The organism is Pseudomonas sp. C9D1 (assembly GCF_056491235.1).
Window position 1 is genome coordinate 271103 of the sequence record NZ_JBSZIE010000001.1, and the last position, 15125, is coordinate 286227.

Annotated in this window: 16 protein-coding genes; 9 read left to right on the forward strand and 7 right to left on the reverse strand. The window is 66.8% G+C overall.

Features of this window, described 5'->3' with window-relative positions; all coding sequences use genetic code 11:
* Window positions 1-4: 4 nt before the first annotated feature.
* The gene (locus tag ACXI0U_RS01275; RefSeq protein ID WP_021221987.1) at window positions 5-445 is read right to left on the reverse strand and encodes a CopD family copper resistance protein; all 441 of its coding nucleotides are present in this window, start codon (window positions 443-445) and stop codon (window positions 5-7) included.
* 138 nt (window positions 446-583) lie between these two features.
* Window positions 584-1666 (reverse strand): endonuclease/exonuclease/phosphatase family protein, encoded by a 1083-nt coding sequence (locus ACXI0U_RS01280; protein ID WP_431483400.1) that lies wholly within the window; start codon window positions 1664-1666, stop codon window positions 584-586.
* A 250-nt stretch (window positions 1667-1916) separates the two neighbouring features.
* On the opposite strand from ACXI0U_RS01280, the gene ACXI0U_RS01285 reads away from it, so the two are divergent.
* The gene (locus ACXI0U_RS01285) at window positions 1917-2720 is read left to right on the forward strand and encodes a substrate-binding periplasmic protein (RefSeq protein WP_081711577.1); all 804 of its coding nucleotides are present in this window, start codon (window positions 1917-1919) and stop codon (window positions 2718-2720) included.
* On the opposite strand, the gene ACXI0U_RS01290 is transcribed toward ACXI0U_RS01285, so the two are convergent.
* The 4 genes from ACXI0U_RS01290 to ACXI0U_RS01305 all read right to left on the reverse strand — a co-directional run bounded on the left by ACXI0U_RS01290 (window position 2714) and on the right by ACXI0U_RS01305 (window position 5019).
* On the reverse strand, window positions 2714-3145 hold the full coding sequence (locus ACXI0U_RS01290; RefSeq protein WP_263404570.1) for a VOC family protein: 432 nt from the start codon (window positions 3143-3145) through the stop codon (window positions 2714-2716). The two genes, ACXI0U_RS01285 and ACXI0U_RS01290, sit on opposite strands and share 7 nt — an antisense overlap.
* Before the next feature lie 46 nt (window positions 3146-3191).
* Window positions 3192-3854, reverse strand: coding sequence for a YciC family protein (locus ACXI0U_RS01295; RefSeq protein WP_271659977.1), 663 nt, complete (start codon window positions 3852-3854; stop codon window positions 3192-3194).
* Window positions 3855-3931: 77 nt separating this feature from the next.
* Window positions 3932-4450, reverse strand: a complete 519-nt coding sequence (locus tag ACXI0U_RS01300; RefSeq protein ID WP_021217620.1) for a metal-dependent hydrolase — start codon at window positions 4448-4450, stop codon at window positions 3932-3934.
* On the reverse strand, window positions 4447-5019 hold the full coding sequence (locus tag ACXI0U_RS01305) for a cysteine hydrolase family protein (protein ID WP_350447758.1): 573 nt from the start codon (window positions 5017-5019) through the stop codon (window positions 4447-4449). Before ACXI0U_RS01305 ends, ACXI0U_RS01300 begins: the two co-directional genes overlap by 4 nt.
* 132 nt (window positions 5020-5151) lie before the next feature.
* Between ACXI0U_RS01305 and ACXI0U_RS01310 the strand changes: the two genes are divergently transcribed.
* Together ACXI0U_RS01310 and ACXI0U_RS01315 are read left to right on the forward strand one after the other, a co-directional pair.
* Complete coding sequence (locus tag ACXI0U_RS01310) at window positions 5152-5625, forward strand: NYN domain-containing protein (RefSeq protein WP_021217618.1); 474 nt, start codon at window positions 5152-5154, stop codon at window positions 5623-5625.
* A gap of 34 nt (window positions 5626-5659) precedes the next feature.
* The gene (locus tag ACXI0U_RS01315; RefSeq protein WP_021217617.1) at window positions 5660-6262 is read left to right on the forward strand and encodes a 3'-5' exonuclease; all 603 of its coding nucleotides are present in this window, start codon (window positions 5660-5662) and stop codon (window positions 6260-6262) included.
* Window positions 6263-7124: 862 nt separating this feature from the next.
* Here ACXI0U_RS01315 and ACXI0U_RS01320 read toward each other — a convergent pair.
* Window positions 7125-7598 carry an Lrp/AsnC family transcriptional regulator gene (locus ACXI0U_RS01320; RefSeq protein ID WP_021217521.1) on the reverse strand — a complete coding sequence of 158 codons (474 nt, stop codon included), beginning with the start codon at window positions 7596-7598 and terminating at the stop codon, window positions 7125-7127.
* A 159-nt stretch (window positions 7599-7757) separates the two neighbouring features.
* On the opposite strand from ACXI0U_RS01320, the gene yedA reads away from it, so the two are divergent.
* The 6 genes from yedA to ACXI0U_RS01350 all read left to right on the forward strand — a co-directional run bounded on the left by yedA (window position 7758) and on the right by ACXI0U_RS01350 (window position 15124).
* The gene (yedA, locus tag ACXI0U_RS01325; protein WP_431483401.1) at window positions 7758-8663 is read left to right on the forward strand and encodes a drug/metabolite exporter YedA; all 906 of its coding nucleotides are present in this window, start codon (window positions 7758-7760) and stop codon (window positions 8661-8663) included.
* An 88-nt stretch (window positions 8664-8751) separates the two neighbouring features.
* Window positions 8752-10068 (forward strand): RNA helicase RhlE1, encoded by a 1317-nt coding sequence (locus ACXI0U_RS01330; RefSeq protein WP_431483402.1) that lies wholly within the window; start codon window positions 8752-8754, stop codon window positions 10066-10068.
* A gap of 208 nt (window positions 10069-10276) precedes the next feature.
* Complete coding sequence (locus tag ACXI0U_RS01335; protein ID WP_431483548.1) at window positions 10277-11107, forward strand: helix-turn-helix transcriptional regulator; 831 nt, start codon at window positions 10277-10279, stop codon at window positions 11105-11107.
* A gap of 661 nt (window positions 11108-11768) precedes the next feature.
* Window positions 11769-12887 carry an ABC transporter ATP-binding protein gene (locus ACXI0U_RS01340; protein WP_431483403.1) on the forward strand — a complete coding sequence of 373 codons (1119 nt, stop codon included), beginning with the start codon at window positions 11769-11771 and terminating at the stop codon, window positions 12885-12887.
* 80 nt (window positions 12888-12967) lie between these two features.
* A complete protein-coding gene (locus ACXI0U_RS01345; RefSeq protein WP_431483404.1) occupies window positions 12968-14107 on the forward strand; it encodes an ABC transporter substrate-binding protein in 1140 nt (379 codons plus the stop codon).
* Between the two features lie 105 nt (window positions 14108-14212).
* Window positions 14213-15124: an ABC transporter permease gene (locus ACXI0U_RS01350; protein ID WP_021217527.1), complete on the forward strand. Its 912-nt coding sequence runs from the start codon at window positions 14213-14215 to the stop codon at window positions 15122-15124.
* Window position 15125: the final 1 nt, after the last annotated feature.

Below are 15125 nucleotides of genomic sequence, written 5' to 3' on the forward strand. Positions count from 1 at the left end.
CGGCTTACCAGCTGAGGAGGAACATCGCCTTGGCCAGGAAGATCACCCCCAGCATGTGCACCAGCACGCTGATGTGGATGCGCCGCGAACGCTGCGGCGTCATCTGCCCACGGCGCATCAGCACCACCACCAGCAGGAAGTGCCCGAGGATGCTCAACGCCAGGATGATTTTCAGCGTCAGCAGGGTGCCGAAGCTGCTGGACAGCGGTGCATGCAACGCCGCGCGATAGTGCATGGCCAGCCCCAGCCCGGCACCGAACAGTGCCAGCACCACCCAGTGCATCACCTTGCGTGCGCGTTGCCCCAGGGCCTTGGAGAAGCGCTCGCGGGGTTCCTGCTCCAGCACCGGGGTGGCACGGCTGAGAATCATCACCTCGAAGAACACCCCGCCAATGAAAAAGGCAGCGGCGGTCAGGTGGATGAACTTGAGCAGCAGGTAATGCATGGCGGGCTCCCGAACGGCGGATGGCGGCGGGCACTAAGCCCGTTGCCGATCATGCCGCGTACCGCCAAGCGCGCCCTGACCTGGGTCAGCTGTGGGTGAGGCGGCGAGGAGTCCATCGGTGCAGCGTGCCGCCCGGTTTCAATGCACCGGCGGCAGCAGAAAGCGTGCGATCAGGGGCAGGTGGTCGGAGATGCGCAGGGTATCGAGCTGGCGCACGCGTGCGTCGATGCGGGTCAGGCGGGGGCTGTGGAACACATAGTCGACGGTGCGGTCCGGCCCCGTCACGCGCGGGTCGTTGGGGAATTGGGTGAACCAGCGCTGGCGCTCGGCGCCGTCGGTTTCCTCGGCGGCGGGCACCCTCGGGTAGGCCTTCAGCGCGTCCAGCTCGCTGTCCGGGGCGAAGCGGCTGCGTTGTATCGGGTCCAGGTGCGGGTACTGGCCGGGTGGCAACTGGTTGAAGTCGCCGCCCAGTACCCAGGGCGTGCGCTCCCGTTCCAGTTCGTCGAGCAGGCTGCGGGTCATCGCCAACTGGCGCTGTGCGGTGTCCTGGCCTGGCACCCAGGGATCCAGGTGGGTGTTGATCGCCGCTAGGCGCCCGCCCTCGCGCACCGGCAGGTAGCTCACCAGCAGCGCCGGCTTGCGTTCGAAGGGGCGCTGCAGCAGGTCGCCTTCGGCGAGGGGCAATTGCAGGCGTTCGGCGCTGTCCATGCGCAGGCGGCTGAGGGTCGCCAGCTTCATGCCGACGCTGCCGAGGATGTGTGGCTGCGGCACGAAGGCGGCCTTCCGGTAGAAGGCCTGGGTGCTGCAGGGATAGACGTCGGCGAGGCGCTCGCGCAGCAGGGCCAGCTGGTCCTGGTAGTCGGTGGCGCGGGCGCCTTCGTCCAGCTCCTGGAGGAACACCAGGTCCGGTTGTTCGTCGCGCAGCACGCGCACCACCTCGTCCAGGCTGTAGGCCACGTCGGCGGCGGTCGGGCGTTCGTCCGGGCCTTCGCGGTCAGGCAGGTCGTAGTAGAAGACGTAGCGCTTGCCGGCCAGGTACTGCAGGTTCCAGGTCATCACCTTCAAGGCCTGGCCGGGCTGCAGCAGCGGCGCTTCGGTCACGCAGCTCACCCGTTCCTCCTCACGCGCGGCGGGGTGCCAGGTCAGGCTGTAGACCAGCGCAGCCAGGGCGACGGCGAGGATCAGCAGGCAAAGCAGGAGGCGGCGCAGTAAGGGGGGCATCGGCTGGGAGCTGGGCTTGGCTGGAACCGGGAATTGCCGAGCATACCCGAGCAGGCGGCCTGGCCAAAACCCATGGCCAAGCGAAGCGGCCAGGACGCGTGAGCGACGCTATTCTTGTCGTGTCGCGATGGATCGCAGAGCAGTCCGGTAAAGCCGGTTTGCGCATTCCTCGGGTTGCCCTACCATTCCCGGCCCCGTAGGCAAGGGTCTTGCAGGATCAACCCGACAGTCCCGACTTCCAGGAGCAGGCATGCATCGCCAGATAGTGGTCAGTCCCGCCGAGCCGCCGGCCCTTCGCCGGGGTGGCCCGTGGCTGTTCGTGGTGCTGGGGTGGTTGCTCGGCGCCACGGCGGCGCTGGCCGAGGAGCGCGCGCCGTTGCGGGTGATGACCGATTATTGGCCGCCCTTCCGCATGGAAGGCGAGCGCGGTGCCCTGCATGGCCTGGACATCGACCTGCTGGCCGAACTGGAGCGTCGCACCGGGCTGCGCTTCGATGTGCAGCGCGCGCCTTGGGCCCGTGGCCTGGCCGCCTTGCAGAGCGGCTCGGCGGACCTGATGACGGGCCTGGCGCGCACCCCCGAGCGGGAGCGCTACATCGACTACCTGCCCATCCCCTATTACGCCTGCGCGCCGCGCCTGTATGGCACGCCGGAGCTGGCGGCGAGCATCACCCGCTACGAACAGCTGCGTGGCCCCACCATCGGCTACGTGCTGGAGTCGGTGTATTTCCAGCCCTTCGATTCCGATGCCGGTTTGCACAAATCCGGGGTCAACAACGAGCAGCAACTGCTGGAGATGCTCATGCGCGGGCGCCTGCAACTGGTGATCGGCACCGACTGCCAGGTGGACTACGAGCTGCGCGACCCGCGCCTGGCCGGGCGCATCGTCAAGACCGGCTACCAGCCGCAGACCCGCACCGAGCTGTTCATCGGCTTCACCCAGCAGCACCCGCTCACCGAGGAAAAGAAGCGGATCGCCACCGCCCTGCAGCAGATGCTCGACGAGGGTTGGGTGGCCGAGGCCGCCAAGCGCTACCAGCCCGCCACTCAGTGAGCGTGGGGTTCGACCACCAGTTCGTAGTCCAGGCTGGTGTCCCAGAACGCCGCCTCGATCTTGTGCCCGTCCGGGTCCCGCACGAAGCAGCCGAAGTAGGGCGCGCCATATTCCGCGCGGGGCCCCGGCTCGCCATCGGAACTGCCGCCGCCGGCCAGGGCCGCCTGGTAGAAGGCCTGCACCGCGTCCTTGTCCGCCGCGAAGAAACCGATGTGGGTGCCGTTGCCGGTACTGGCGGGCTTGCCGTCGATGGGCTTCTGCACCCAGAACTCCGGGTACTCGCGGCCATAGGCCACGGCGCCGGGGTGCTCCAGTACGCGGCGGCAGCCGAGGGTCGGCAGCACCTTGTCGTAGAAGGCGAGGGCGCGGTCGAAGTCGTTGGTGCCGAGCGAGATATGGGAAAGGATGCTGGGGTTTTCGGCCATGGAATGAATCTCCCTGTGCAATGGCCCGGACAAGATTAGCCGGCTTTCAGTGTTCCGCTGCCGGCTCCCCCAGCAGGCTGAACAGGCGGAAGATCAGCACGCTGGTGAACAGTTGCAGGAAGCCGTCCAGGCAGTCGACGAAGATGCTGGCGATGGTGTCCGGGCGTTCGCCCAGCTCGCCATAGGCCCACCATTCGAAGAGCCATACCGGCCCCATCGCCAGGAGGATGCAGCAGAGGATGGTGAGGAAGTGCCCGTCGCTCATGCGGAAGCTCTGCTTCATGGCATCCATCGGCGACATGCCGTCCAGCACCAGCAGGTACTCGGCGAACGCCAGCCGGCTCATGACCCACAGCCCCGGCAGGATCAGCAGCGAGGCGCCTAGCATGATCAGCAGCGTGCTGAAGGCCGCCAGCACCGCGAAGGACGGCCAGCGCAGCAGCGCCAGGCCCCATATCTGTTTCTTCTTCAGGCTCACCCGGCTGCTGCGGCTGTCGAGGAAAACGATCAGCGCGCCGGTGTAGAGGGGGTAGAACACCAGGCGGATGAGCAGGTCGGAGGCTGCCGAAGGCGTCTCGCCCATCCAGGTGGAGGCCAGTTGCAGGGCCAGTGCCTCCAGCAGGATCACCGGCAGGCAGAGCGAGGCGATCATGCCGAAGTGACGGCTGAAGAAATACCAGGAGTCGCGCAGCAGCAGCAGGGGGTTCATCGACGGCGCCATAGGAATGCAGGGCAATGAGGCAACTCTAGTCGATGCCTCGCACCATCTCCAAGGCGCCGCACGCGCTAGAGGGCGGCCTGCGTCGATCCGCCTCGCCACCTGAGGCGCGCCAGCCAGAGCGCCGCCCCCAGCAGGCTGAGCTCCAGCAGGAACGACCAATGCAGGATGAAGTTCAGCCACCAGGGCTGGTAGCGCGGCGTCACGGTGGCCAGGGAGAAGGCCTGGTCGACCCAGGGCGCCAGCCACCAGATATCGCCCACCACGCTGTCCAGCAGCAGGTGCACGCAACCGTTGAGCGTGAACAGCACGAGCAGCGTCGGCACCCACGTTTGCTGCGCCAGCCGCTGCCAGGCGAGGGCCAGCGCCAGGGCGCCGAACCACACCACAGGCCAGTGGCTCCAGTAGCTGTGGTGGTGATGCTGGCGGCCATCCACCAGGTGGAAATAGAGCATGTCCAGGTCCGGGGCGAAGGCCCCGAGCAGCGCCACCGCCAGCCACAGGCGCGGGCTGCAGGCGGCGGGGCGGAAGCGACGTTCCAGCAGGGCGCCGATCAGGTAGCCCGTGGGCAGGTGGGCGACGATCACGAAACCAGTCCGGCCAGCAGGGCCTCGCTGTTCAGCACCTCGGCGTACTCGCCGGCGAGGTTGGCCATGGCCATGTCGTGCACTTCCTCGGCGCTGCGCGGGCGGCCGGCCCAGTCGGCCTTGGCGAAGGTGTAGCAGGCGTCGGCCACCACAGTGGTAGCGAAGCCCAGGTTGCTGGCGCTGCGCGCGGTGGCCTCCACCGAGTTCTCGCTGGCGACCCCGGTGATCACCACGCGGCGGATGCCGCGCACATGCAGCCAGCGCTCCAGGGCGCTGTGGGTAAAGGCATCGGTGACGTTCTTCTCCAGCACCTGCTCGCCAGGCGCCGGCGCCAGCGCCGGCTGGAACAGCGCGCCGTCCTGCCCCGGGGCGAACACCGAGCCCGGCTCGCGGGACATGTGGCGCACGTGCACCAGCGGCCAGCCGTGCTCGCGCCAGTGGGCGAGCAGGGCGGCGATGTGGGCTTCGGCCTGGGGGTTGTTGCGTGGCGTGGTGACGCGGGCGATGCCCTGCTGCATATCGATGATGATCAGGGCGGGAGGCGCGTAGAGAGGGTCGTTCAGCGGCATATCGGGTGTCCTTTCCTCGGTGCTGGCATACTGTGCGCCGACTCTAGCAGACCGTTGAAAAAACTGACTGCGCTGCCTCGTTTATGTTTTTTTCGCAGCTTTAAACCCACGCCCGCCACCCGAGGAAAACCGGTGAAGAAGATCGCAGTGTTCGCCGATGTCCAGAACCTCTACTACACGGTGCGCCAGGCCTATGGATGTCACTTCAACTACACCGCGCTGTGGAAGGACATCGCCGCCCGTGGCGAGATCGTCGAAGCCTATGCCTACGCCATCGACCGGGGCGACGCCCGCCAGCAGCAGTTCCAGCAGATCCTGCGCAACCTCGGCTTCACCGTGAAGCTCAAGCCCTTCATCCAGCGTGCCGACGGCTCGGCCAAGGGCGACTGGGACGTGGGCATCACCATCGATATCCTCGACGCCGCCGCGCGGGTGGACGAGATCGTCCTGGCCTCCGGCGATGGCGACTTCGACCTGCTGCTGGACCGCGTTCGCGACCATGGTGTCGAAGCCGTCGCCTATGGCGTGCCCGGCCTCACCGCTCAATCGCTGGTGCGTGCCGCCAGCCGTTACGTACCCATCGAGGGCGGCCTGCTGCTCAAGTGACAGCGCGCCGCCCCCGCGAAACACTGGAAACCCCGTGGACCCCATAGCCGTCATCGACTTCGAAACCACCGGCGTCACGCCGGGGGACAACTGCCGCGCCACCGAGATAGGCGTGGTCATCCTCGACCAGGGCCGCATCGTCGACCGCTACCAGAGCCTGATGAACGCCGGCGTCTGGGTGCCGCCCTTCATCGAGAGCCTCACCGGCATCAGCAACGCCATGGTCCGTGCTGCACCGCCGGCGGCCCAGGTGATGGGCGAGGTGGCGGATTTCGTCGGCGACATCCCGCTGCTGGCGCACAACGCCTCCTTCGACCAGAAGTTCTGGGACGCCGAGCTGGCGCGCCTCGGTCGCCGTCGCCGGCAGGCCTTCGCCTGCTCCCTGCTGCTGTCGCGTCGCCTGCTGCCGGAGGCGCCCAACCACAAGCTCGGCACCCTCAACAGCTGGGCGCGCCTGCCCCACACGGGCCAGGCCCACCGGGCGCTGGCCGATGCCGAGATGGCGGCCAACCTCACCCTCTTCATCGCCGAGCGCCTGCGTGACCGCCACGGCGTGCAACGAATCTCCCACGAGCTGTTCTGCAGCCTGCAGAAAGTCCCCGCCGCCAAGATCCTCGATGCGCTGAAGCGGTTGTAGATGCGCCCGGATTCCCGCACAGCGACGCGCTTTGCGTAGGGTGGATGGCGCTCTTTTCATCCACCAGGCGATGCCGGTTCCCGCACCGCCTGGTGGGAGCGAATTCATTCGCGATGGAATGTCCGGCCACCCGTAGCTCAGTACCGGCGGCGGGTCTTTCGCGGCTGAAGCCGCTCCCACAGGATTGCCCGCAGCGAGGCCGGATAGGGCTGCGTTGGGCCTCGCTGCGCTCGGCACCAACCTACGGAGCCGTGCGCGGCGATGCCTACGGGAGCATCCGTGGTGGCAGCCCTGCGGCCTGCTTGGCGAATGAATTGGCTCTGTCTGCGTTAAGTGTTGCTAGAGGATTTGAGCTCAGCTGATTGCTGAGTTCTGGTGATGTTTCTGGTTTCGCCCTCCCGGGCGAGTCCCTTTTCTCAGTCGCCAGAAAAGGAACCAAAAGGGCTTGCCCCATCATCCGGCCCCGGCTTCGCCGGGGTTCCCTCACTCCATCGTCGCTCTGGGGGCCGGCGCGATGGGCCATCCATGGCCTGGCGCGCCTCTCGCGGCATCCATGCCGCTCGTCCCCCGGCGCAACGACTGCGTTCGGCCTCCTGGAGGGGCGTTGGAGGCTGCTCCAACTTTCTTCGTCCAGCGCATCACCACGTGGTGCGCACGAGCTTTCGTAGGATGGTGTAGAGCGAAGCGAAACCCATGCGGTGGCGGTGGCAGAAATACTTTGGTGCCCGGAAAGCACCGTGCTTGAGCTCCTGCATTAAAACCACAACAGCTAACGCGCACAGAGCCAATGAATTCGCCCCTACAGGAGTCGCGCAGCCTGTAGGTCGGGTGCAACCCGACGTTTACGGCGCCTGGAACATCTTCACACCTTGCGCAACGCCTCCACCTTGCCGGTGTGCACCTGCAGTTCCGCCGGGATGCGCCGTTCGAAGGGGGTGGAGAGGATCAGCGAGGTCTTGCTGGCGCCGTATTGGCTGAGGCGGTCGATCAGGTCCTGCAGCTCCGGCATGGTGGCCACGGCGGCCTTCATCAATACGCAGGCGTCGCCGGTGATGCGGTGGCAGAGGGAGATCTGCGGGATCTTCTCCAGGGCCTCCAGGGCGCGCTTGGAGTCGTGGTCGGCGAGGCGCAACTCGATCACGCACTCGATGGGCAGGCCGATCTTCGCCGGGTCCACGGCGGCGTGGTAGCCGGTGATCACCCCGCTGGCCTCCAGCTTGGCCACGCGGTCGGCCACGGCCGGGGGCGAGAGGTTGACCCGGCGCGCCAGGTCGGCGAACGAGGCGCGTCCGTTCTCCATCAGCGCCGAGAGCAGCAGGCGATCATACTTGTCCATCGTTGGTCTCCACGCGCTGTGTTTAGGAAAAAAGGCAAACAGCGTTTATTGGCGTTGATTCGAAAGTTAAGGGGCCATTGAAGCAGGTTTCATCGCTTATTTTCCCCATATGGCCTTGCATAGAATAAACACCCTGCCAACCGGATCGTCGAGCCTCCCATGCCTGCGCAACGTTTTCCCCTCCTGCTGATCGGCGCCTTCATCGCCCTCTACATCATCTGGGGGTCCACCTACCTGGCGATCCGCATCGGCGTCGAATCCTGGCCGCCGCTGCTCATGGCCGGCGTGCGTTTCGTCATCGCCGGCAGCCTGATGTTCGCCTGGCTGCGCTGGCGCGGCGCGCCCATGCCGACCTGGCGTGAATGGAAAGCCGGCGCGGTGATCGGCGTGCTGCTGCTCAGCTGCGGCAATGGCGGTGTCACCCTGGCCGAGCACCTGGGCGTGGCCTCCGGCGTCGCCGCCCTGGCGGTGGCCACGGTGCCGCTGTTCGCCCTGGTGTTCGGGCTTATCTGGGGCCAGCGCACCACGCGTCTGGAATGGGCCGGCATCGTCCTCGGGCTGATCGGCATCGCCCTGCTCAACCTCGGCTCCAACCTCCAGGCCAGCCCCCTGGGCGCCGCGCTGATCCTCTTCGCCGCCGCCAGCTGGTCCTTCGGATCCATGTGGAGCAAGCACCTGCCGCTGCCCGCCGGCCCCATGGCCAGCGCGGTGGAAATGCTCGCCGGCGGCGCCGCGCTGCTGCTGGGCAGTGCGCTGAGTGGCGAACGCATGGAAACCCTGCCCACCCCCGCCGGCTGGGCGGCCCTGGCCTACCTGGTGGTGTTCGGCTCGATCATCGCCTTCAGTTCCTACCTCTACCTGCTGAAGAACGTGCGCCCGGCGGCGGCCACTAGCTACGCCTACGTCAACCCGGCGGTGGCGGTGCTGCTCGGCGTGCTCTTCGCCGGTGAACACATCGGCGGCGAGGAGGGCCTGGCGATGCTGGTGATCATCAGCGCCGTGGTGCTGATCGGCCTGCCGCAGTGGCGCAAGACCAGGGAGCCGGTGCTGCAGCAGACGAGCTGACGGGAGGCCGGAATCCGGCCAAGGAACGCAGGTAGTTTTCCAACGGCCTGATAGAATTGCGCCTTTCCGTTCCCTGGCTGTTACCTCCATGACCTTCGCTTCCCTTGGCCTGATCGACCCCCTGCTGCGCGCGCTCGACACGCTCGGCTACAAGACCCCATCGCCGGTGCAGGCCGAGGCGATCCCCGCCGTGCTCAAGGGCCGCGACCTGATGGCTGCCGCGCAGACCGGCACCGGCAAGACCGCCGGTTTCGCCCTGCCGCTGCTGCAGCGCCTGACCATGGAAGGCCCGCAGGTGGCCGCCAACTCGGTGCGCGCCCTGGTGCTGGTGCCCACCCGCGAGCTGGCCGAGCAGGTTCACGAGAGCTTCCGCGTCTACGGGCAGAACCTGCCGCTGCGCACCTATGCGGTGTACGGCGGGGTCAGCATCAACCCGCAGATGATGAAGCTGCGCAAGGGCATCGACGTGCTGGTGGCCACCCCCGGCCGCCTGCTCGACCTGTACCGGCAGAACGCGGTCAAGTTCAACCAGGTGCAGACGCTGGTGCTGGACGAGGCCGACCGCATGCTCGACCTCGGCTTCTCCCGCGAGCTGGACGATGTCTTCTCCGCGCTGCCGCGCCGCCGCCAGACCCTGCTGTTCTCCGCCACCTTCTCCGACGCCATCCGCCAGATGGCCCGCGAGCTGCTGCGCGACCCGCTGTCCATCGAGGTCAGCCCGCGCAACGCCGCCGCCCGCAGCGTCAAGCAGTGGGTGACCACCGTGGACAAGAAGCGCAAGTCCGAGCTGTTCCTGCACCTGCTGCAGGAGCGTCGCTGGGGCCAGGTGCTGGTCTTCGTCAAAACCCGCAAGGGCGTCGATGAACTGGTGGACGAGCTGCAACGCACCGGTGTGTCCGCCGACGCTATCCACGGCGACAAGCCGCAGCCCTCGCGCCTGCGCGCCCTGGAGCGCTTCAAGGCCGGCGAGGTGCAGATCCTCGTCGCCACCGATGTCGCCGCCCGTGGCCTGGACATCGACGACCTGCCCCTGGTGGTCAACTTCGACCTGCCCATCGTCGCCGAGGACTACGTGCACCGGATCGGCCGCACGGGCCGTGCCGGCGCCACCGGCGAGGCCATCTCCCTGGTCTGCGCCGACGAGGTCCAGCTGCTCTCGGCCATCGAAGTGCTGATCAAGCAGACCCTGCAGCGCCGCGACGAGCCCGGCTTCGTCCCCGATCACCGGGTGCCGCAGACTGACGCCACCGGCGCCATCCTGAAAAAGCCCAAGAAGCCGAAGAAGCCCAAGGAGTCCCAGGGCAAGCCGGGCAGCGCACGCCTGGGCAACTGGATCGACAGCGAGGCGCCGAAGGCCAAGGCCGTGCGCAAGGGCCCGGGGTTCGGCAAGGCGAAGAAGGGCTGACTGCTACCGCCCGGTGTAGCGTCGGGTGACGCAACGCGGGGCGCGGCGAACCATCGAGGTGCACTGCGCAGGCCGTTGAGCGAGGCGGCGCGCAGCCTGGCGCGGGATTGGCTAGAGTTCGGAATATTGGCGCAAATCGTGCATTTCTGTGCGAAATGATGAACGCCTAGTGTGTTCGAAGCGCCGTCCCACGTCAGACGATTCCATGATGCGCCCCAAGGAACTCAAGCACTGGACCACCGGTGTCGCCCACCTGCTGTCACAGCCCGCCGGCCGTGCGCGCCTGCTCGGCCTCGCCCAGTGGCTGCAGCAGATCTGCCACGTCGACCACTTCGTGCTCTTCGTCTACGAAGGCAACCACCGGCCCCTGGCGCTGTTCGACACCTTCCCGGCGGACAAGCGCCACGTCTACGTCGAGGATTACCAGGTCGGCCCCTACCTGCTCGACCCCTTCTACCTCGCCTGCACCCGCAACCAGGCCCCCGGCCTGTGGCGCCTGCGCCAGTTCGCCCCGGACCACTTCTACCTGGGCGAGTACTACGTCACCTACTACCAGCAGACCGGCCTCACCGAGGAGATCGCCTTCTTCATCGACCTGGCCGACGGCGCCAAGGCGGTGCTCTCGCTGATGCGCAGCGCCTGCAGCCCGGCCTACAGCCGCGACGAGATGCAACTGCTCGACTGCGCCCAGGCGGTGGTCGAACAGGTGGTGGGGGAGGCCTGGGAACAGCGCCGCGCCTACCAGCCGCGCCCGGCCCAGGACCTGGACTACAAGATCCGCGAAACCTTCGAGCAATTCGGCGCCCACCTGCTCACCGCCCGCGAACAGGAAGTGGTGCAGATGCTCCTGCGCGGGCACTCCAGTGCCTCGGTGGCGGAGCACCTGGCCATCAGCCCCGGCACGGTGAAGATCCACCGCAAGAACATCTACGCCAAGCTCGGTATCGGCAGCCAATCGGAGTTGCTCGGGCTTTTGGTGCGTGACCTCGCCGGCCAGCGCGAGGCGGTCAGCGAAGCAGTATTGCGTGCGGCGATCTGAGGCATTTCGCTTATCGCCAAGTGGAATTTAGCGGCGCTGATCAATAACCATCCATCATGCTGGAAGCCGCGCGGCGCTTGGCCCCGGGCCGCCTGTCCACGAGTTATCCACAATCCGTTCCACAGATAATGTGAGCAGAAAACCACACCCCCTGCGGCATTTCGGCCTGTGCGGCAAGCCTTTTTATGCAGAAAAAAAGCTTGCCTTCGCGGGGCCCGGGTGGCAGGCGCTTTTCGTCGCCGCTGCGACCTGAAATCGCAGTTTTGCACCGCTGTTTATTTTTTGTACATATTCGCAAGGTGCCCATATCCATTGGGCTGCAGAAGGTTATAGACGAGTTATCCACAGCTTCATCCACCGTTTCTGTGGGCACTCGAACCCTTGCCCGGCAGGGTTCGATCTGCTAGCCACCGACGCACTCCGGGGTAAAGCGATTGATCGTTTTTTGAACAGTTGGCGGTGGCCCCTGCCGGGAGTGGTGCGCACGCGCCCATCCACCCTCTGTCCACAAAGTTATCCACAGCTTCTGTGCATAGCTGCGGCGACCGGCAGGGCGCTGGTTGCGACCGGCCAGCCCTATCCCCGGAGGGATATATACAGCCCGAAACGGCGGTTGCTAGCGTGGCTCCACAAGCAGGAACACTTGGAAAAGGGGCTGGTCGTGAGCGATGCAGAGGCTGTCTTCGATATCGAATTCCGCAACGTGGAAAAGAGCTACGGCTCGGTGCGCGCGGTCAGCGGGCTGAACTTCAAGGTCCGTCGCGGCGCCTTCCACTCCTTCCTCGGCAGCTCGGGCTGCGGCAAGACCACCACCCTGCGCATGGTCGCCGGCTTCGAGCAGCCCAGCGCCGGTGAGGTCTGGCTCGGCGGCCGTCCGGTGGCGGGCATCCCGGCGCACCAGCGGCCGGTGAACATGGTGTTCCAGAGCTACGCGCTGTTCCCCCACCTCACGGTGGCGGAGAACATCGCCTACGGCCTGCGCTACCTCAACCCGCGGCCGGATCGCGACGAACAGCGCCGCCGCGCCGACGAAGCCCTGGAGATGGTGCGCCTCACGGGCTTCGGCCAGCGCAAGCCCCACGAACTCTCCGGCGGCCAGCAGCAGCGCGTGGCCCTGGCCCGCGCCCTGGTCAACAAGCCCACGGTGCTGCTGCTGGACGAACCCCTGGCGGCGCTGGACCGCAAGCTGCGCAAGGAGATGCAATCCGAACTGCTGCGCTTGCAGCGCGAGGTCGGCATCACCTTCGTGCTGGTCACCCATGACCAGGAAGAGGCGCTGTCGATGAGCGACAGCATCAGCGTCATGCAGGACGGCGGCATTATTCAGACCGCCACCCCCGAACAGCTCTATGAGACCCCCGCCAGCCGTTACGTGGCGGACTTCATCGGCGAATCCAATCTGTTCACCGGCACCGTGCGCCAGGTGGACGGCGACCGCGTGCTGCTGGACATGCCCCAGGGCCTGCAACTGGCCAGCCCGGCCACCCCCACCGGCCCGCGCCTGGCCGCCAGCGACCCCGGCTGCATCGCCGTGCGCCCGGAGCAGATCGCCATCGGCAACGCCGCCGACGCCCTGGCCCGGGAGATCAGCCTGGCCGGCGAAGTGGTGGACCGCATCTACCTGGGCAACCTCACCGAATACCGCGTGCGCACCGAGCCTTTCGGCATCGTCTGCGTGCGCGTGCCGGGCCACACCGGGCGCGACAAGGCGGCCTTCGAGCATGGCGCGCCGGTGCGCATCGGCTGGGACCAGGCCGCCGGCCTGGCCATGGCGCTCTAGGTTTCAACCCCCCCTGCAGGGCATCGCGGGGGCTTCTGCAGTGAATAAAAACCACAGACGAACTGGCGGGGTAGCAGGCAATGGACCGTAAAGACTTCATCAAACAGATGCGCAGCTGGCAGAACGGCTCCATCACCCGACGCGAATTCCTCGGCCGCACCGGCCTCGGCCTGGCCGCCGCGGTGGTCGCCAGCAACATGCCCGGGCTGCTCACCAGCAAGGCCTATGGCGCCGACAAGGCCATCGGCGACCGCGTGGTGCTGGCCACCTGGCCGAACTACCACAACGCCGAGAACTTCGCCGCCTTCGCCGAGAAGACCGGCGCCCACGTGCAGATGAACGTCTTCGGCTCCAACGAGGAGATGCTCGCCAAGCTCCAGGCTGGCGGCAGCGGCTGGGACCTCTTCGTGCCCACCAACTACACCATCAGCACCTACGTCGAGCTGGGCCTGATCGAGCCGCTGGACCTGGCGCGCCTGCCCAACTTCGATGCCGCCAGCTACGAGAAGCGCTTCATGGAGCAGGGCATCGTCGACGGCAAGCTCTACGCCGTGCCGAAGAACTGGGGCACCACCGGCTTCGTCTACGACAGCGACAAGATCAAATCCAAGCCCAGCAGCTGGAAGGAGTTCTGGGAACTGGCCAAGGGCGACGCCTCCGGCCGGGTGATGGTCCACGACTACCAGCTCACCGCCATCGGCAATGCGCTGAAATCCTTCGGCTACAGCTTCAACTCGCTGGACCCGAAAGAGCTGGCCGACGCCGAGAAACTGCTGCTGGAGGTCAAGCCGCACCTGTTCGCCATCAACTCCGACTACCAGCCCTCGATGCGCAACGGCGATGCCTGGATGTCCATGTGCTGGACCGGCGACGGCTCGCAGCTGCACCGCGACCTGCCGAACATGCAGTTCACCCTGGGCAAGGAAGGCGGCGAGCTGTGGAGCGACTTCTTCGCCATTCCCAAGGGCGCCGAGCGCCCGGATGCCGCCTACGCGCTGATCAACTTCCTCCTCGACCCGCAGGTGAACAAGCTGGAAGTGGAGGCCCACGGCTACCCCAGCGGCGACAAGCGCGTGGATGCGCTGCTGCCCAAGGCGATGCTCGACGACCCGATCATGTACCCGGCCGCCGAGCTGCTCAGCGCCCTGGAGTTCGGCGCCGCCGCCACCCTCACCAGCCCGGAGCGTGCCGAACTGATGGCGCGTTTCAAGGCTGCCTGACCGTCGCTGCCGTCGCAGGGGCGAGCTCCACCCGTGAATCGCGACGCCGTATTCGCGAGCAGAGTTCGCTCCCAGGTCGCCTCCATGAATCGTAGGGACTCTTCCATGAACGTCGCTCTCAGCGCTCCCGCAGCGGTCGATGCGGGCCAGGCTGCGCCGGTCGAAAGCCGCAGCCTCGGCCGCCGCGTCACGCTGCTCCTGCTGCTGCCTTCCACCCTGTGGTTCCTGCTGATGCTGCTGATGCCGCTGGTGATCATCCTGGTCTTCAGCCTCGGCGAGCGCAGCCCGGTGGGGGGCTACGCCGCCGCGCTGACCCTGGACAACTACCTCAACCTCGGCTCGCGGGCCAAGGCCTTCGCCAACACCCTGTTCCTCGCCCCGCTGGGCACCCTGGTGTGCCTGCTGGCGGCCTACCCGCTGGCCTACTTCCTGGCGGTGAAGGTGCAGCGCAACCGCTCGCTGCTGCTGACCCTGGTGATCGTGCCGTTCTGGACCAGCTTCCTGATCCGCACCTACGCCTGGATCTTCATCCTCGGCGGCAAGGGCATTCCCGCGCTGCTGGCCAGCGTCGGCCTGGAGGACGTGCGCCTGATCAACACCCCCACGGCGGTGCTGATCGGCATCGTCTACGGCTACCTGCCGCTGATGGTGTTCCCCATCTACGTCAGCCTGGAGAAGCTCGACAAGCGCCTGCTGGAGGCCTCTTCCGACCTCGGCGCCAGCGCCTTCGAAACCTTCCGCCGGGTCACCCTGCCGCTCTCCGCGCCGGGGGTGATCACCGGCGCCATGCTGGTGTTCATCCTGCTCATGGGCGAGTTCCTCATCCCCGCCATCCTCGGCGGCGGCAAGGTGTTCTTCGTCGGCAACGCCCTGGTCGACCTGTTCCTGCAATCGCGCAACTGGCCCTTCGGCAGCGCGGTGGCCATGACCCTGGTGGCGATGATGCTGGTGATCATCTTCCTCTACCTCAAGCTCGTGGCGCGCTACGGCAAGCGCTCCACCGACGGGATGCTCTGAC